General features: G+C 64.4%; 17 protein-coding genes and 1 pseudogene. 9 read left to right on the forward strand and 9 right to left on the reverse strand.

Annotated features, from left to right (window positions below; genetic code table 11):
• The first annotated feature begins 43 nt into the window (after positions 1–43).
• A complete protein-coding gene (locus J1C52_RS01695; protein WP_227426182.1) occupies positions 44–502 on the forward strand; it encodes an Lrp/AsnC family transcriptional regulator in 459 nt (152 codons plus the stop codon).
• A gap of 113 nt (positions 503–615) precedes the next feature.
• Here the strand turns inward: J1C52_RS01695 and J1C52_RS01700 are convergent, their stop codons facing one another.
• The 5 genes from J1C52_RS01700 to dapB form a co-directional block, all read right to left on the reverse strand.
• Entirely contained in the window at positions 616–2259 is a 1644-nt protein-coding gene (locus tag J1C52_RS01700) for a bifunctional metallophosphatase/5'-nucleotidase (protein ID WP_227426183.1), read from the reverse strand.
• Between the two features lie 139 nt (positions 2260–2398).
• On the reverse strand, positions 2399–3280 hold the full coding sequence (gene mepA / locus J1C52_RS01705; protein WP_227426184.1) for a penicillin-insensitive murein endopeptidase: 882 nt from the start codon (positions 3278–3280) through the stop codon (positions 2399–2401).
• Complete coding sequence (locus tag J1C52_RS01710; RefSeq protein ID WP_227426185.1) at positions 3265–4617, reverse strand: MFS transporter; 1353 nt, start codon at positions 4615–4617, stop codon at positions 3265–3267. Before J1C52_RS01710 ends, mepA begins: the two co-directional genes overlap by 16 nt.
• A 61-nt stretch (positions 4618–4678) precedes the next feature.
• Positions 4679–5041: a dihydrodipicolinate reductase gene (locus J1C52_RS01715; RefSeq protein ID WP_227426186.1), complete on the reverse strand. Its 363-nt coding sequence runs from the start codon at positions 5039–5041 to the stop codon at positions 4679–4681.
• A gap of 127 nt (positions 5042–5168) precedes the next feature.
• The gene (dapB, locus tag J1C52_RS01720) at positions 5169–5978 is read right to left on the reverse strand and encodes a 4-hydroxy-tetrahydrodipicolinate reductase (RefSeq protein ID WP_227426187.1); all 810 of its coding nucleotides are present in this window, start codon (positions 5976–5978) and stop codon (positions 5169–5171) included.
• A 103-nt stretch (positions 5979–6081) separates the two neighbouring features.
• On the opposite strand from dapB, the gene rbfA reads away from it, so the two are divergent.
• Genes rbfA through J1C52_RS01745 form a run of 5 tightly spaced genes read left to right on the forward strand, consistent with a single transcriptional unit; the run spans position 6082 to position 9840 of the window.
• On the forward strand, positions 6082–6504 hold the full coding sequence (gene rbfA, locus J1C52_RS01725; protein ID WP_227426188.1) for a 30S ribosome-binding factor RbfA: 423 nt from the start codon (positions 6082–6084) through the stop codon (positions 6502–6504).
• Positions 6488–7234 (forward strand): phosphodiester glycosidase family protein, encoded by a 747-nt coding sequence (locus J1C52_RS01730; protein ID WP_227426189.1) that lies wholly within the window; start codon positions 6488–6490, stop codon positions 7232–7234. Before rbfA ends, J1C52_RS01730 begins: the two co-directional genes overlap by 17 nt.
• A gap of 34 nt (positions 7235–7268) precedes the next feature.
• The gene (truB, locus tag J1C52_RS01735; protein ID WP_227426190.1) at positions 7269–8177 is read left to right on the forward strand and encodes a tRNA pseudouridine(55) synthase TruB; all 909 of its coding nucleotides are present in this window, start codon (positions 7269–7271) and stop codon (positions 8175–8177) included.
• A gap of 14 nt (positions 8178–8191) precedes the next feature.
• Positions 8192–8698 carry a DUF1643 domain-containing protein gene (locus J1C52_RS01740; RefSeq protein WP_227426296.1) on the forward strand — a complete coding sequence of 169 codons (507 nt, stop codon included), beginning with the start codon at positions 8192–8194 and terminating at the stop codon, positions 8696–8698.
• Between the two features lie 23 nt (positions 8699–8721).
• Complete coding sequence (locus tag J1C52_RS01745) at positions 8722–9840, forward strand: amidohydrolase (RefSeq protein WP_227426191.1); 1119 nt, start codon at positions 8722–8724, stop codon at positions 9838–9840.
• Here the strand turns inward: J1C52_RS01745 and J1C52_RS01750 are convergent.
• The 4 genes from J1C52_RS01750 to J1C52_RS01765 all read right to left on the reverse strand — a co-directional run bounded on the left by J1C52_RS01750 (position 9830) and on the right by J1C52_RS01765 (position 14718).
• Positions 9830–10438 carry an aminotransferase class IV gene (locus J1C52_RS01750; RefSeq protein ID WP_370633220.1) on the reverse strand — a complete coding sequence of 203 codons (609 nt, stop codon included), beginning with the start codon at positions 10436–10438 and terminating at the stop codon, positions 9830–9832. The genes J1C52_RS01745 and J1C52_RS01750 overlap by 11 nt on opposite strands.
• Positions 10396–11538 (reverse strand): aminodeoxychorismate synthase component I, encoded by a 1143-nt coding sequence (locus J1C52_RS01755; protein WP_227426193.1) that lies wholly within the window; start codon positions 11536–11538, stop codon positions 10396–10398. The genes J1C52_RS01750 and J1C52_RS01755 overlap by 43 nt, the downstream gene beginning before the upstream one ends.
• A 94-nt stretch (positions 11539–11632) precedes the next feature.
• Positions 11633–12850: an HlyD family efflux transporter periplasmic adaptor subunit gene (locus tag J1C52_RS01760; protein ID WP_227426194.1), complete on the reverse strand. Its 1218-nt coding sequence runs from the start codon at positions 12848–12850 to the stop codon at positions 11633–11635.
• The gene (locus J1C52_RS01765) at positions 12847–14718 is read right to left on the reverse strand and encodes a type I secretion system permease/ATPase (protein WP_227426195.1); all 1872 of its coding nucleotides are present in this window, start codon (positions 14716–14718) and stop codon (positions 12847–12849) included. The genes J1C52_RS01760 and J1C52_RS01765 overlap by 4 nt, the downstream gene beginning before the upstream one ends.
• Positions 14719–14829: 111 nt before the next feature.
• Here J1C52_RS01765 and J1C52_RS01770 point away from each other — a divergent pair, with 111 nt between their 5' ends.
• The 3 genes and pseudogenes from J1C52_RS01770 (at position 14830) to J1C52_RS01780 (ending at position 17854) form a co-directional block, all read left to right on the forward strand.
• The gene (locus J1C52_RS01770) at positions 14830–15201 is read left to right on the forward strand and encodes a hypothetical protein (RefSeq protein WP_227426196.1); all 372 of its coding nucleotides are present in this window, start codon (positions 14830–14832) and stop codon (positions 15199–15201) included.
• Between the two features lie 130 nt (positions 15202–15331).
• Positions 15332–16669 (forward strand): annotated as a pseudogene (locus J1C52_RS01775) (S8 family serine peptidase); the annotation flags it as partial.
• Positions 16670–16813: 144 nt separating this feature from the next.
• A complete protein-coding gene (locus J1C52_RS01780; RefSeq protein WP_227426297.1) occupies positions 16814–17854 on the forward strand; it encodes a calcium-binding protein in 1041 nt (346 codons plus the stop codon).
• Positions 17855–17875: the final 21 nt, after the last annotated feature.

Below are 17875 nucleotides of genomic sequence, written 5' to 3' on the forward strand. Positions count from 1 at the left end.
TCTTCGAAGAGTTTCGTCCCAAGCCGCAAAGGATTGCGCTGCGATGCAGCTAGACGACACGGACCGCCGGATCTTGCGGGTGCTGCAAAAACAGGGCCGCGTGACCAATGCCGAACTGGCCGAGATGGTGAACCTGTCGCCCTCGGCCTGCCACAGGCGGGTGCAGCGGCTGGAGAGTGACGGGATCATCGCGGATTACGTGGCGCTTCTGGACCTCAAACGCATCGGCCGGCCCACGACCGTATTCGTCGAGATCACGCTCTCGGGCCAAAGTGACGAGCTTCTGGACCGGTTCGAGCGCGAGGTGGCGCGCGTGCCCGATGTGCTGGAATGCCACCTGATGGCGGGCAGCGCGGATTACCTTCTGAAGATCATCGCCATCGACACCGAGGATTTCGCCCGCATTCATCGGCGCTACCTGAGCCGTTTGCCGGGCGTGACGCAAATGCAATCCTCCTTCGCGCTGCGCCGGGTGGTGCAGACGACGGCGGTGGATATTTAAAGAGACCGTTTCAGGGGGCTTTGCCCCCGCCCGGCCCCGTTCCGGGACCGGACTCCCCCAGGATATTTTTGCAAGGATGAAGGGGGCGGTGGATCGTGCCGCCCCCTGCTACGTTATTGCAAGATGCGGCCATCCAGTTCGGGCGCGAAGGGTTCGTTGGCCGACAGGTAGCGCGCAAGAACCTCTGCGAGGTCGATGGCGGTGTCATAGCCATTCACACCCTGTTCGCGCAGCATGGAATAGCCATCGCCGCCACCGGCCATGAAGTTGTTGGTCACAAGCCCATACATGGCGGCGGGGTCGATGGGTTCCCAAGCCTCGCCATTGCGGACCTCGACATCCGACACGCGGCCCGCGCCAGAGGCGACGGATGGGTCGAGTTTGAAGCGCAGACCCGCGACCTGCGGGAAACGCCCTGCGCCGTTCTCGATGTCGCCGACGCCATGTTCCAGCGCCGCGACAAGGGCCGCGCCGGGCAGTTCCAGCGTGTAGAGCGTGTTCTGGAAGGGTAGAACCGTCAGCACATCGCCGAGCGTCGCCGTGCCTGCGCCGATGGATGCGCGCAAACCGCCGCCATTTGCCAGCGCGATGGTGATACCGCGATCGGCCACCTCTGCCAGCATGGCGTCGGTGACGGTATTGCCCATTTCGCATTCGCGGGCGCGACAGTTTTCACGCGCGCCGTCGATGGGGGCGGCAAGCTCTGCCACGGGCGCGCGGACCAGCCGCTCGATGGGTTCGGACAAGGGAGCGATCAGCGCCTCGATATCCTCGGCGGGGGCGAAGCTTGCGTCCAGCAGAACCGTGTCGCCGCTGGCCGAGACCACCGCGCCATCTTCGGCGAAGTCGAGCTGCAATTCGCCGAGATAGCGCGAGAAGGCAAAAGCCTGCACGATGGGCACGGCACGCCCGCTGGGGCTGGCAACGAGCGTTGCATATTCGACCGCGCCCTCTTCGGTGTTGGACATGCGGGTGTGGCTGTGCCCGCCGATGATGGCCGAAATCCCGTCCACCGCAGCGGCGATTTCCTGGTCGCGGTTATAGCCGACATGGCTGAGCAGAAGGATCTTGCTGATACCATCGGCCTGCATGGCCGCGATGGCGCCTTGCAGATACTCGATTTCATCGGCGAAGCTGACATCGGGGCCGGGCGAGGACAGGATAACGGTGTCGGGCGTGGTCACGCCCAGAATGCCGATGCGCTCGCCGTTCTTCTCGATCACGACCTGCGGCTGGATGCGGCCCGCCAGCGGGCTGCCGTCTGCCACGGTGATATTGCCCGACACGACCGGGAAATTCGCCTCCGCGATCATTTCGGCCAAGCTTTCTGGCCCGCGGTTGAATTCGTGGTTGCCCACGCCCATCGCGTCGAAGCCGATGGCGTTCATCATCTGCACCTCGGCCTTGCCGCCATAGGTGGTGTAGTAAAGCGTGCCCTGGCTTTGGTCGCCCGCGTCCAGCGTCAGGACCGGGCGGCCCGCGCCCTCATGCGCGGCGCGGCGGTCGCGGATCGCGGTCGCCAGACGGGCAGAGCCGCCGAAACAATTGCCTTCGGCCGAATCGTCGTCCGAGCAGGTCGAGTTATACTTGCTGATCTCGCTGATGCGGCTGTGCATGTCGTTGATATGCAGCACCGTCAGCGAAAAGCCCGACTGGGCGCGCGCGCTGCGCATGGTGAAGCTGCCTGCGCCGGTCAGTGCCAGCGTGGCCCCGGCCAAGCTGAGAAAGCCGCGGCGGTTCAGATGAGTGTCGGTCATGGTCGCATCCCCGTTGGTGGCCGCGCGGTGGCGGCGGACAAGTGACGGCGTGCCAAGCTTCTGTAACGACTTGATGACGCCGGTGCAGGATCAGCTTACCCATGCCCCCCCGCTTGGCAATAGTCTTGCGTGGCTGACGTTACTGCGCGGCCAGAACTGCCTGACAAGCGCGCGGCAAATCGGCCATCGTATACTCGCGCGGGTGGCGGCGGCGCTCGGGCGGCGGGGCGTTCGGGTCGCGCGGGGGCGGGTTCAGGTAATCCGTCACCCACCATTCCAGTGTTTCGTCGCACCCGTTGCCGCCCTTGGACAGTTCCGCCACCGTGGGCGTCTGGGTTTCACAGCCGCGCGCGCCGCGCGGGCATTTCAGGCGCACATGGAAGTGGTAATTATGGCCCGCCGCGGGCCGGATTTTCTGAAGCCAGGCGGTATCGGCGGCGCGCGCGGTTTTGCACATCTCCAGCTTCACGGCGGCGGCGACGAAAATGCGATCCACGCGCGGGTCAGAGGCCGCCGCGCGCATGATGTTGTAATGCGACCGGGTCCAGTTGCCGTTCACGCGGCGCTGATCCTCTGTGCGCACGGAAATGGAGCTGAGGCTTTCGCGCTCGGCCACGCTCAGGTTCAGACGGCTGGGCGGCAGCATCCAGATATCCACGTCCAGCCCGATCTGGTGGCTGGCATGGCCAGAGGTCATGGGCCCGCCGCGCGGTTGGCTTATATCGCCGATATACAAGCCCGCCCAGCCGTGGCGCGTTGCCTCGCGGCTGAGATCCTGCACATATTCCATCAGCGTGGGGTGGCCCCAGTTCCGGTTGCGCGACAAACGCATGGCTTGCCATGTCGGCCCGGTTTCCGGCAGGCGCACCAAACCCGCGCCACAGCCGTTGGAGTAGCTGCCGATGGGTTCCGGTGGCTGCAACGACCCATAGGCATGGGCCCCGAACAACTGGTTGGCAAGCTGTTGTGCGTGGGCGGGGGCGGCAAGAAGCAGCGCAAGGGCGATCAGGATGGGGCGCATCGGAATTCGGGCTCTCCGTCTGGGTCCACGAAGGTTAGCAGCACAAGCCCCGCCACGAAAAGCACAATCAACGGGGTCACGCCCATGCGCTGGCTGTCGGTCAGGGTTGTGACCGCCGCCACCAGCGCGGGCGCAAGGAACGCCAGCGCCTTGCCGGACAGTGCGTATAGGCCGAAGCCCTCGGTCATGCGCGCGGGGTCGGCTTGGCGCACCATCATCGTGCGAGAGGCCGATTGCAGGCTGCCGCCCCCTGCCCCGATCAGCGCGCCGCAGATGTAGAAGGTGATGTCGGGCAAGCTTGACCCGTCGGCGACCGGCACGAAGACCGCCATGCTGCGATCCGTGCCCACGATGATGACGCAGACCGCCATCAACAGGGCCACACAGCCGATGATGACGGGTTTCGGGCCGAAGCGCGAATCCAGCTTGCCCGCCAGCCAGCAGGCCACGGCGCCCACGGCAGCGGCGAGGATGCCGAACACCCCGATTTGCACAATGGACCAGCCCAGCACTCCCGCCGCATAGATGCCGCCGAACGCGTAAATGCCGTTCAGCGCATCGCGATACAGAAGCGAGGCTCCCAGATAGGCGAAAAGGCTTTTGCGTTTGGGCAAGGCGCGCAGGCTTTGTCCCAACTCCGCCAAGGCGCGGCGCACCGCGCCGGTGGTGCGCTGGGCCGTGGCCTTGATGGGCACCCACAGGAAGAACGGGATGACAAAGACCAGATACCACAGCGCCGTGAAGGGGCCGACAAGGCGCGTGCCTTCGCGCGCGGCGGCGTCCAGTCCGAAAGCGGGCGGCAGGCCGATCAGGGTCACGCCTTGGTCATTCTCGGCCAGAAACAGCAGCATGACAACAAGCGAGACCAAGCCGCCCACATAGCCCAGCGCCCAACCGGTGCCAGAAATCTGGCCAAGATCGTCGCGCGTGCCCAGATCGGGCAAGGTCGCATTGGTAAAGACGATGCCGAATTCCAGCCCGACAAGCCCCACCGCGAAGGCCAGCAAGATTAGCCAGATCGTTCCGGTATCGGCGGCGGGGACCGCAAACCAGAGCGCCGCCGCGCCCGCGACATAGAAGGCCGACCAGACCAGCAGCCAGACGCGGCGATTGCCCGAACTGTCAGCGATTGCGCCCATGACCGGCGCAGAAAACGCGATGACCAGGCCCGACAGCGCCAGCATCCAGCCCCAAAGCGCTTGCCCCGTCACCGGGTCGGGCGCGACGGCAGAGGCGAAATAGGGCGCGAAGATAAAGGTCAGTAGCAGCGTGTTATAGGGCTGGTTCGCCCAGTCAAAGGCCCACCAGCCCCAAATGCGTTTGCGCGGCGATGTCATGGCGGGCCTTTCCGATCTGTGCCGCGCCAGTTAGCCAGCGCCAAGCCGCGCTGGCAAGCCGTTAGCTAGGGTTGCGCAAGCGCAGATCGGCGGAATCGCCCTGGCCCTGGTCCGACACGAAGCGCAGGGTCGACCCGTTGCGCAGCACAAGCTGGCAATTATACGGATCGCCCGACTCGCCGAATTCCAGCGTGCGGCAGAAATAACCGTTGCGCCATTCCCAGCGCCCGCCAACCTGCATCCCGAAGCCGCGACCGCGAATTTCGCCCTGTGGCAGAACTTGCAGGCGCACGCCGAAGCGGGTCAACTCGCGACCCTCGACAAGGGCGCGGAAATTGCGTTCGTCCCGGACGGGTTGAAACTCTGCCAGCGCGGGCATGGCTGTTGCGAAAAGCGCGGCAGTGGCGATTGCGAAACGTGTCATGGCAACCTCTTGCGATGTGGCTGTCAGGGTTACGGATGCAAGATAGAAATGGTTTCGCACAGATGTAGGTTTTTCGCGCGCATGGGCAAGAAGCTGCCCAAACGCCAGCCGTCTGCCCGGTGCCCCGTCAGCTTTTGCCCAGGCCCAGCACGTCCAGCATGGAATATTCGCCCGGTGCGCGACCCTCCAGCCACATGGCCGCACGCACGGCACCCCGCGCGAACAGCGCGCGGTCAGAGGCCACATGGCGCAGCGTCACGCGCTCGCCCGGTCCGGCAAAGATCACGTCATGCTCGCCAATGAAATCACCGCCGCGAATGGCGTGAAAGCCGATCGCCCCTTCGCGCCGCGCGCCCGTAATGCCGTCACGGCCCCGGTCGGCCACGTCCGACAGGTTCACACCCCGGCCTTGGGCCACGGCCTCGCCCAGCATCAGGGCGGTGCCAGAGGGCGCATCGACCTTGTGGCGATGATGCGCCTCGACAATTTCGACATCGAACTCTTCGCCCAGCGCGGCGGCGACTTGCCGCGCCAGCGTAACCAGCAGGTTGACCCCAAGGCTCATATTGCCCGCGCGCACGATGTGGCCGCGCGTGCCGATTTCGGCCAAGGCCGCAAGGTCGTCATCGTCAAAGCCGGTTGTGCCGATGACATGCGCCACACCCGCGTCGGCGGCACGCCGCGCAAGCGCGACAGTCGCGGCGGGGGCGGTGAAGTCGATGATGACATCGCTGGCCGCCAGCGCCGCATCAATATCGTCGGTCACGACGAGATCACGCGCGGCCCCGCCCATCATCCGGCCCAGATCCTGGCCGATCCAGTCATGCCCCGCACGCTCGACCGCTGCCGACAGGCTTGCCCCGGACGCCGCGTCGATCTCGCGCACCAGCATTTGGCCCATTCGCCCCGACACACCGAAAACCGCGATCTTGCGCATGATCTGACCCTTTTCCTTGTGACTGTGTCAGCCACATAGCCAAATGCCGCCAACTTGGCAAAGGCTCGTTGCGCGAGGGCCGGGTTTGGCCTAAACCAAACCCATGTCGAACCGTCGTTTTTCCAATGCCTCCGGCCCGTCGCAACGCCAGTTGCGCGTGGGCGAATTGCTGCGCCGTACGCTGGCCGATGTGCTGGCCCGTGGCGATGTCCATGACCCCGAGCTGAACCGCATCCCGATTACCGTCAGCGAGGTGCGCGCCTCGCCCGACCTGAAAATCGCGACGGCCTATGTCATGCCCTTGGGCGGGCGCGATCAGGACAGTGCGCTGGCGGCGCTGCGGCGCAACAAGGCGGAACTGCGCCACCTTGTCAGCCGCGAGATGACCCTGAAATACGCGCCCGACCTGCGCTTCAAGCTGGACGAGACCTTCGACCGCATGGACGAAACGCGCCGCCTGCTGAATGACGAGGCCGTGCAGCGCGACCTTGCAAGCGGCGATGAGCCTGATGGCACGGATCGCTAAAGCCCTTGCAGCGGGCCTGTTCTGGGCGCTGCCCGCGCAGGCCGACTGCACCCGGACCGACTATCTTGACCAGCGGTTCACCACCTGCGAGGTGCAGGCGGGCGACGATCTGCGCCTGTTCCTGCGCGGGCCGGACGGGCTGACCTATGGCAATTTCGCCGCCGTGGACGCCGCCTTGGCACCCGAAGGCAAGCAATTGGCGTTTGCCATGAATGGCGGCATGTATCATGCCGACCGCGCGCCTGTGGGCCTGCTGATAGAAAACCGCGAGGAACAGGCCCGGTTGATCCTGTCGGAAGGGCCGGGCAATTTCGGCCTGCTGCCCAATGGCGTGTTCTGCGTGGAAGAAACCCGCTTGACGGTCATTGAAAGCCGCGCCTTCGCCAATGCGCGCCCCGCCTGCCGCTACGCCACGCAATCGGGGCCGATGCTAGTCATCGACGGGGACTATCACCCGCGTTTCGTCGAGAGCTCCGACTCGCGTCTGATCCGCAACGGCGTGGGTGTAACCGCCGATGGGCAGCGCGCGGTTTTCGTCATCTCCGACAGCGCCGTGAACCTGTGGGAATTCGCCCGCTTTTTCCGCGACCATCTGGGGCTGCCGCAGGCGCTTTATATCGACGGGCGGGTATCGCGGCTGCATGCGCCGGAACTTGGGCGCTCGGATTGGGGGCTGCCGCTGGGTCCGATCATCGGCAAGGTTGTTGACGCGCCTGCGCCCAACCAGTAGCAGCACCGCCCTGAACGTGTTGCAAGAGGACATCATGGGACGCAAGCGCAAGGGTCGCGCCATTTCGGGCTGGCTGGTGGTGGACAAACCGGCGGGTGTCACCTCGACCGCGGTGGTCAACAAGGTGCGCTGGGCGCTTCAGGCGCAAAAAGCGGGCCATGCGGGCACGCTCGACCCGGCGGCGACAGGTGTTCTGGCTGTCGCCTTGGGCGAGGCCACGAAAACCGTGCCCTATATCACCGACGCCTTGAAAGCCTACCGTTTCCGCGTGCGCTTGGGTCAATCCACTACCACCGACGATGCCGAAGGCGAGGTGATCGAAACCTCTGACCTGCGCCCTACCGATGCCGAGATCGACGCCGCCCTCGCCGCCTTTCGGGGCGAGATCATGCAGGTTCCGCCGCAGTTTTCCGCCGTCAAGGTCGAGGGCGAGCGCGCCTATGACATCGCCCGCGCGGGCGACGAGATGGATCTGGCCGCGCGCCCCTTGTGGGTCGAAAAGCTGGAAATCGTCGTGCGCCCTGACGCGGACCATGTCGATCTGGACATGGTCTGTGGCAAGGGTGGCTATGTGCGGTCCATCGCCCGCGATCTGGGCGCAAGCTTAGGCTGCCTCGGCCATGTCGCATGGCTGCGGCGCGAATGGTCCGGTCCGTTCGATGCCGAGGACGGCCTGAGCCTGGAGCAAATCGACGCCCTCGCGCATAGCCCCGAGCTGGACAGCCACATCCTGCCGCTAGAGGTCGGTTTGGCCGATCTGCCCGAACTGCCCGCAACGCCCGACGGCGCAGCACGCCTGCGCAACGGCAATCCCGGCATGGTGCTGGCCGCTGGCGTGGAATATGGCACCGCAGCCTGGGCCAGCCTTGACGGCAAAGCCATTGCCGTCGGCCGCTACAAGGCGGGCGAGTTGCACCCCAGCCGCGTGTTCAACCGCGACTGATGGACATGTCGGGCCTGATAACCCGCAGCCATGTGAAGGGCGACGCGCCCTCGGTCGCGGTCTATTCGCCCTGCGAGCAATACCGCTACCTGCTGACGCGCGAATGGGCGCCCGACCTTGGCCGCGCGCTGTTCATCATGCTGAACCCCTCGACCGCGACAGAGGTGCAGAACGACCCCACGGTCGAACGCTGCGAACGCCGCGCCCGCGCTTTGGGGTTTGGCGCGTTCCGGGTGTGCAACATCTTCGCCTTTCGCGCGACCGATCCGCGCGTGATGCGTGCCGCCCCGGACCCGGTCGGGCCAGCCAATGACGCGGCCATTCTGGACAGCCTGCCATGGGGCGACCGGGTGATCTGCGCCTGGGGCACGCATGGGGCGCATCTGGGGCGCGGCGCGCAGGTCGAGGCGCTGCTGCGCGCCACCGGCACGCCGCTGTTCCACTTGGGGCTGAGCAAAGCGGGTCACCCGAAACACCCTTTGTATATCGGCTACGCAGTTCAGCCAGAGGCGTGGACCTGACCCCTCTGGACAGGCGCAGCGGGATGACCGATGCATGGAACATGACCCAAGACCTGATCGCCCTGCGCCACGCCCTGCACCGCCAGCCCGAGATTTCGGGGGCAGAGGCCGACACCGCCCGCCTGATCGCCGACCGGCTACGCGCAACTGCACCGGATGACCTGATAACCGGCCTTGGCGGGCACGGCGTGGCCGCCGTCTATGACAGTGGCACCCCCGGCCCGAGCGTGCTGTTCCGGGCAGAGCTGGACGCGCTGCCGATTTCTGAAACTTCTGGCGTGGTCCATGCGTCCGAGCGCCCCGGCATGGCGCACCTGTGCGGCCATGACGGGCATATGGCCATCCTGATGGGGCTGGCCGGCACCCGGCCCAAATGCGGGCGGATGATGCTGCTGTTCCAGCCTGCCGAAGAAACCGGCACAGGCGCGCGAGCCGTGCTGGCGGACCCTGCCTTTGCGCCCCTGCGGCCCGATTACGCCTTTGCGCTGCATAACATGCCGGGCATGGCGCTGGGGTCCGTCGCGGTCGCGCCCGGCCCGGCCAGTTGCGCATCGGTGGGCTGGCGGCTCACAATCGCGGGGCGCGAGGCCCATGCCGCCTTTCCGGAAACAGGTCTTTCGCCCGCGCCCTTCCTCGCGCGCCTGACCGACCATCTGGCCACCCTTCCAAAGGGGGCGGAAGGTGCGATGGCAACACTCTGCCACCTGAACATGGGCGCGGCCACCTTCGGCATCGCGCCGGGGCAGGCGGTGGCGCATGTCACCCTGCGTGCGATCTCGGATAGTGGGCTGACGGCGTTGGAGCGCGCGTTGCGCGATTGGGTTGCCGCGCAGTCAGAGGGGCTGCGGATAGACATAACCCGGCACGACCATTTCAACGCCACGCTGAACGATGTGGACGCAGTGGCCCACACCACGGCGGCGCGCGCGGCGTTGGGTCTGGCCGAAGGCGATTTCACTTTCCCCATGCGGCCGTCAGAGGATTTTGGTGCATTCAGCGCATATGCCAAATGCGCACTGTTCTTCCTTGGCGCGGGCGAGGCCCAGCCTGCCCTGCATGACCCGGCCTATGATTTCCCCGACGCCCTGATCGCCCCCGGTGTGGCCCTGTTCCGCACCATCTTGGCCCGTGTCACGGCATGAAGCGCGCGGGGGCCAAGCCCCGCAACGCGTTGCCCAGCCACAGGCGCACATGCGGCAAGTCAGGGGCCAGAAGCACCTCTTCCGGGCAGGCAAGCGACGCGCGCAGCACCCCCGGCAGCAGGCCCGATGACAGGGGTGGCGTACGCATCCCGGCACCTCGGTCGAAAAAGACCGTGGTGATGGTGCCGTCGCAGACCTCGTCCCGCTCGTTCAGCAAGATGAGTTCGTCCAGCCCGTCGGGCAGCGCCGCGCGCGCGGCGTCGTAACCATGGCGCTGGCTGGATTTCAGCCGCAGCCACGGATCGTCCGACGACAGCCGCTGATCGGCCAGCCCCACGCGCCACTCGTCCAGCGCGGGCGGCAGCGGGTGCGCCTCTTGCCGGATCACACCCTCGGCGTCGAGCGTCAGGCGCAAGCGCGCGGGGTCATCCGGCCCGGCAAAGGCGAACTGGGGCACAGACCAGCCCAACATGGCCGCCCCGGATTGCAAGCGCGCACGGTGCAGCCCCTCGTGCCGCAGCGCGCGCCCGTCCCAATAGCCGGTCTCGATCAGGGTCAGGCCACGCGGCCAAGATCTGTCGCGAAACGGGTTTTCCAAAGCGCCTCCTCCCATTCGCCGGGTTCCGTGCTGTCTTGCACGATGCCGCCGCCGACATTGGCTTCGACATGGCCATCGTCAAACAGGCGCAGCGTGCGAATGGCCACCGACCACGCTTGATCGCCATCCGGCGCGGCCCAGCCGATCGCCCCGCAATAGACCGAGCGCGGCGCGCGTTCCAATTCAGCGATGATCTGCATGGCGCGGATTTTCGGCGCGCCGGTGACAGAGCCGCAAGGAAACAGTGCCGCCATGATGTCGAGCAGGCCCATCTTGGCGCGCAATCGCCCGCGGATGCGGCTGCTCATCTGGTGGACAGTGGCGAAACTGTCGATGGCAAATAGTTCGGGCACCTGAACCGAGCCGACCTCGGACACGCGCGCGATGTCATTGCGTAACAGATCGACGATCATCAGGTTCTCGGCCTGCACCTTTTCGCTTGCTGCCAAAGCCTCACGCAAGGCCGCATCGGCCTCTGGCGTGGCCCCGCGCGGGGCGGTGCCCTTCATGGGGCGGCTTTCGACCACGCCGTCTTGCAGGGTGAAGAACAGTTCCGGGCTGCGCGACAACACGACCGGGCCCGCGCCAAGGTCCAGATACGCCCCGAAGCCCACCTGCTGACGCGCGCGCAACGCCCCATACAAGCCGATAGCGGTGCCAGAAGTCAGCTGTGCCGCCAGAGGAAAGGTCAGATTGGCCTGATAGCAATCACCGGCCGCGATATAATCCATCAGACGGGCGAAGGCCGCCGCATATTCGCCACGGCTGACACGCGGCATGAGTGGCGACAGGCTGGCGCGCTGCGCATCGGCCTGCGCGTGAAAGGGCTGCGCCGGCGCGGGCGGGTCGAAGACACCCAAGGCAACAAGGGGCGCGCGCGGGTCGTGATGCGGAATGCTGTGCAGGCGCGGCTCGAACGCATAGCCCGCCTCATAGGCGATATAGCCCGCCACCCAATGGCCCGCACGGCGCGCGGCCTCGGCCCGGTCCAGCACATCGGCAACCTCTGCGCGGCTCCATGCCACAAGCCGCGCATGTGGCCGGGTGAACAGCGCGGCCTGCCCGCCCGGTCCGTGGTCCAGCGCGATTACAGCTGTCATCGTGACGCGCTCCAAGCGGTTGCAACACGCGCCCGCCTTACTATGTGGCGGGCCATCTGGCTATGCGCGATTTGTTGCATCGGGGAAGTCGGGGTCAGCTTTCACGCAAGGCCCGGCCGAAATAGGCCGTCAGCGGTTCGGTCAGGTAGCGCAGCGGGCTGCGTTCCGCGGTTTGCAAGAACACCTCGACCGGCATACCGGGCAGCAAGGTCTGGCCCGACAAAAGTGTCCGGCTGTCTTCCAGCAGTTCCAGTTCGACCCGGTAATAGCTTTGCGCCAGATTGGGGTCGACGAACGCATCGGGCGAGACTTGCATGACACGGGCCGCAAGTTGCGGCAATTCTCGCAAGTTCAGGCCGCTGAACAGGACCACCGCGTCCTGCCCCGGCTGCACCTGGTCGACATCTGCCGGGTTCACCCGCGCTGAAATGACCAGCGGACGGTCTTGGGGCACGATATAAAGCACGGGGTCCGCCGCGCGCAGAACGGCACGCGGGGTCGTGACCTGCAAGCCATAGACGACACCGCCCACCGGTGCGCGGATGTCCAGCCGTTCGATCTGCTCCAACAAGGCGCGGCGACGCTCGGCCAATTCAAGGATATTGGCCGAAATGTCGCGCAAGGCGGTCTGGGCCTCTTCCCGGTTCTGGGCTTTCAGCGACAGGATCTGTTGCGCGATTTCGGCCTGTCGCTCTGCCGCAGAGGCGCGTTCGGACAAGAGCGCACCGCGCGAGCCTTCAAGGCGCGCGGCCTCGCGATCCAACGCCAATACGCGGGCGGCTTGGGCCAGCCCGCGCTCCAGAAGGTCGGCTTGCGTGTCGCGCTCTTCGGCCACGAGAGCGATCTGGCGGTCGGTCGCGGCGATTTGCGCCGTGATCCCTTCGACCTGCGTGTCGATCTGGGCGGCGAGCGCGGGGCGTTCCAAGCGCGCTTCGGCCAGTTCGGGTGGCAGAACCAGCGTGTCGGCGCTATCGCGCTCGGCCTCGTGCCGGGCGCGGCGGGCCAGCAATTCGAACAGGCGGCTTTCGACCACCGTCAGCTCAGAGCGCAGCCGCGTGCCGTCCAGCCGCAGCATCACATCGCCTGCATCGACGCGAGCGCCTTCGGTGACGGACACCTCTTCGACGACACCGCCTTCGGGGTGCTGCACGATCAGGCGGTTTTGCTCGACCTCTAGCTGGCCGAGCGCGATGATGGCGCCGGAAATGGTGGTGAATGTAGCCCAGCCGCCGAACCCCAGCACCAGAACCGCGAGCGCCGCCACGGCGATGGTCATGTGCCGACGGGGGGAAAGGGGGTCAGGTACGCTCATTGCTTGTCCTTCGGGGCCGCTTCCCACGGAAAGCCGCCTGCTTGGCGCGCGGCACCGGGGGTGGCCGGGTCTGAGCGCAGGGCGCGCGGGGGGCTTGTCGGGTTGGGCGCGGCCCGCTGGGCCGCCCCGCCCGCCTGACGCAGGATCGCGTCGCTGTTGCGGGTTGTGCGGCGCAGCACCTCTTCCATCGGGCCGTAAGCCGTGACTTGCCCGGCTTTCAGGCGCAGGATCAGGTCGCATTCCAGAATGGCGGTGGGCCGATGGGTCATGATGATGACACTGGCACCGCGCGCCTTGGCGGTCTGGATGGCCGTGTTCAAGGCGCGCGAGCCTTCGTCGTCAAGGTCCGAATTCGGCTCGTCCAGCACCAGAAGCGCCGGGTTGCCGTAGAACGCGCGCGCCAAAGCGATCCGTTGCACCTGCCCGCCCGACAGACCGCCGCCTTCGGCGTCGATGATTGTGTCATACCCTTTTTGCTGGGCAAGGATCAGGTCATGCGCGCCGGCGGCCTTGGCGGCATTGATGATGTCCTCGTCACTGGCAGCCGGGTCCAGCCGGGCGATATTGTCGCGAATGCGGCCCGCGAATAACGTCACACGTTGGGGCAAATACCCGATCGCGCGGCCCAGTTGCGATGGGTCGTATTGGGACAACAACGCGCCATCCAGCCGGATTTCGCCCGCGAAAGGGGGCCAAATTCCGACAAGCGCCTCTGCGAGGCTGGATTTCCCGGCCCCCGAATCGCCGATCACGCCCAGCGCCTGGCCCGGTTTCACCTCGAAGGACACGTCGCGCAGCAAGATGCCATCGCGCCCTTCCGACCCCGGAATGCGCAGCGCCAGCCCCTTGACCGCAAGATGGCCCTTGGGGTGAGGCAGGCGCGTACGCTCGGGTTCCGGCGGAGCGCCGTCCAGCAGTTCCCGAAGCCGGGCCTGCGCCGCGCGCGCTGCTTGCACCTGCGGCCAGCCGCCGATCAGCTGGTCCAGCGGGGCCAAGGCCCGCCCAAGGATGATGGACGCCGCGATCATGCCCCCTGGCGACAGCTCTGCCCGCAGCACTAGCCACGCGCCCAAGGCCAGCATGGCCGATTGAAGGAACAGGCGGATGGCCCGTGCCGTGGCCCCGAAGCTGCCGCTGGAATCGTTCCCGGCAATGGATTGTGTCAGCGCATCGGCCCGCAGGCGCGACCATTGATCCAGCGCCACCGATTGCATTCCAAGCGACCGCATCTGGGCGGCTTCCGCGCTCAGCTGGCGGCCCATGCCCTCGGCCTTTTGCTGGGCGGCGAAAACCCGTTCCTGCCGGGCGCGGCTGCGCGAGATGTTCAGCAGGCTGAGCGCGGCCAGCAGCACCGCCGCCCCGGCGGCAAAGGCACCAAGCCATGGATGCAACAGCGCGATGACCCCGATGAACAGCGGCACCCATGGGAAATCGAACAGGGCCATGAAGACCTGGCTGGCGGTGAGTTGCTGCAACAGGCTGACATCTTGCGTGGCCCGCACGGGCAGATGGCGCGAGGCGCCGCGGGCCACTGCCCCGGCAAGGGCCGCCTTGAACACCGGCGCGTCCATCTCCAGCTGGTATCTGGCCCCGGCCCGCGCCGCGATGCGCGCGCGGGCATGGTCCAGCAAGCCATACATCAGGTACAAGAACGCGACCAGGGCGAATAGCACCACCAGCGTCGCCTCTGACCGGCTGGACAGGACGCGGTCATAGACCTGCAACATGAATAGCGGACCCGTAAGCATCAGCATGTTGGTGAAGATGCTGACCACGCCGATGACAGCGAACAGGTTGCGCAGCGCGCCCTGATAAGAGCTTGCGGATCGTAGGTCTTGCACCGCTCGTCCCGGCCCTGATCGTTGCATATGTCGTGCCCTTGGTTGCCGAACGGTAAGGATTAAACCGACAGACTACTTGAGAAATCGCACGATTTGGTAAATAATACCGTCAGGGGTGTGTCAACATGGGCCGGGTGTTTGCAGTTCAATAGCATCATACGCGTGAAGTGTTGCTGGCAAAAAATGCGTCGCGCCATTTTGTATTTCGGCATTGTCGTGGCGGCCTCCGCTTGTGTGCCGGAAACCCTTGTAACCCCAGCCCCAGCGGAAACCCCACCGACCATGACAGAGCCAATTGAACCGCGCGGAGAAATCTTGTCCGGAACCTTTATCGGTGCCGGAGTGACCTGTCCGCAATTTCGCTTGGACAGCGGAGAACAGGTCAGCCTGTCCGGTGTCACCGAAGGTATGACGATCGGTAATGCCTATCGCATTGACGGCGCGGAATCCATGAATTCAAAATGTATGCAAGGGCGCGAAATACGGGTCTTTGCCATTCTTCCGGGCTAGGCTTGCCGCAAGGTCCAGTCGACCCTGTTATTGCTGAGTTTAATGGCATTTCAAGCCGCCAGGAACATCGGAGCTGCCCATGTCTACCCCAACCGACCCGCTTTATGGAAACCAGTGGCATTTTCCCCTGATGGGGGACATCGAAACGATTTGGGATGACTATTCCGGCGCAGGCGTGCATGTTGTCGTTTTTGACGACGGCTTCGACTACACGCACCCTGATCTGGTCGGCAATTACGTCGATTATCGTTTTGTTTACAACGGCGTCACTTACAATCCGTACCCGCTTGTATTGGACGATGACCACGGCACCGCGGTCGCGGGCCTGATCGGCATGACCGCCAATAACGGGATAGGCGGAACCGGTGTGGCACCCGGTGTCGCGATGACTGGCGTGAATTTCCTGTCCGACATCCAGTTTGACGGTGCCGGCGCGATCCTTGCTTCGCTGGAATTTGCGGGCAATTTCGACATCATGAGCAATAGCTGAGGGCGCACACCGAATTACGAGGCGGGTCAAAGCTTGGCCGATCCCAGCTCGTTCCGGGCGCAGATGGCTGCCGTCTACGAAGACATATCGGAAACCGGGCGTGATGGCTTGGGCACGATCATCGTGCAGGCTTCGGGCAATGACACCCGCAATGCCCAAGGCGATGGGCTGAACGTATCACGTCATACGATTTCGGTGGCGGCAACGGATGCGCAGGGTTATGCGACATGGTATACCAATTTCGGATCGAACATCTTGATCACTGCTCCGGCTGCGGCGGTGACGACAGATAATCTTGGCATCTACCGAAGCGATTTTGGCGGCACGTCGGCGGCAACGCCGGTCACGTCGGGTGTTGTGGCACTCATGCTCGAGGCGAACCAAGATCTTGGCTGGCGCGACGTGCAGCAAATTCTCGCGATTTCTGCCAGCCACACCGGATCGGCGCTTGGCCAAAGCCCGATCTCAGGCGGTGTCTCGCAATACGAACAGGGAGAATGGTTTTTCAACGGCGCCGACAACTGGAACGGCGGCGGCATGACCTACAACCTGACCTACGGGTTCGGCATGGTAAACGCACACGCAGCGGTGCGCTTGGCTGAATCGTGGTCAGTGATCTTCCCCACAGCCCAGACCAGCGCGAACGAGACCAGCATAACCCGCGGCTACACCGGCGGCCCGGTCGCGATCCCGGATGTCGGCGGCGGCGAGGCCGCGATCAGTTTCAACGTGACACAAGACATCATGGTCGATTCCGTCGAGGTCACGCTGGAGCTACAGCACACCTGGAGCTCAGATCTCACGATCTACCTCGAGGATCCGGACGGCAACCGCTACATGCTGATGGATGGCGAAGGCGGTAGCACGTTGATGGATGGCGGCTTCGAATGGCAGTTTACCGTCATGGGCGCAATGGGCACCATGAGCGCAGGTACATGGCGGGTGATCGTGGTCGACAATGCAGCCGGCGATGTGGGCGAGATCATAGATGCCGAGATCACGATCAACGGCAACGCGAACCCGACCGATGTGCAATACATCACTGATGAAATATTCAACATCAATGCTTATAATGGCTCCATCGCGGCGATCACCGCCGAAAGCAATGGATCATGGCTGAACATGGCCACTGTTACCGGCGATGTCGAGGTCACACTAGGGGCTGGAACCGTCAGGATTAACGGCACCCAGGTCGCGTCGCTAACAAACGTTTTTTCACGCGTTTACCTAGGCGATGGGGATGATCAAGTAACAGGCAGCGGTCGCAATGACACTATTTTCACCGGTCGTGGTGAGGACAGTGTTATCGGCAACGATGGTGCCGACAGGGTCTTCGGTGGTGATGGAAACGATGTCCTGAGAGGGGGCAACGGGAACGACACTCTGCACGGCAATGCAGGTCAGGACAGCCTGTTTGGCGGGAATGGCAATGACACGCTCAATGGCAATAACGGCAATGACGTGCTGGAAGGCAGGGAAGGTCAGGACACTCTGTACGGTGGCCATGGCAATGACAAGCTTTTCGGGAATAACAACAACGATGTGCTGAACGGCAATATAGGTCAGGACACTCTGTACGGTGGCCATGGCAATGACAGGCTTTTTGGGAATAACAACAACGATGTGCTGCACGGCAATATAGGTCAGGACACTCTGTACGGTGGCCATGGCAATGACAGGCTTTTCGGGAATAACAACAACGATGTGCTGCACGGCAATATAGGTCAGGACACTTTGTCTGGCGGCCATGGCAATGACAGGCTCAATGGCAATAACGGCAATGACGTGCTTTACGGCAATTTAGGTCGGGACACCCTTTCTGGTGGCCATGGCAATGACAGGCTTTTTGGAGGCGACGGCAATGACATCCTAATCGGAGGCCAAAGCAACGATACCGCGGCCGGTGGGAGTGGTGCGGATACCTTTGTGTTCAATGATGGGCATGACAGCCTAACGATCACCGATTTCAGTTTTACGGAGAACGACAGGCTGCAACTTGATGATGCGCTATGGACTGGCAACCTGACGGCACAGCAAGTGGTGAACACTTATGGCAATGTTGTGAACGGCGACATGGTGCTCGATTTTGGGGGTGGAGACATCATCGTGATCGAAGGTGTGACCAACGCCAACCAGCTGTCGAACTATATTGACATCGTCTAACACGTCACAAGGCCGCGGCAA

The sequence above is a fragment of the Roseibaca sp. Y0-43 genome (assembly GCF_020667835.1).
Classification (GTDB): domain Bacteria; phylum Pseudomonadota; class Alphaproteobacteria; order Rhodobacterales; family Rhodobacteraceae; genus Roseinatronobacter.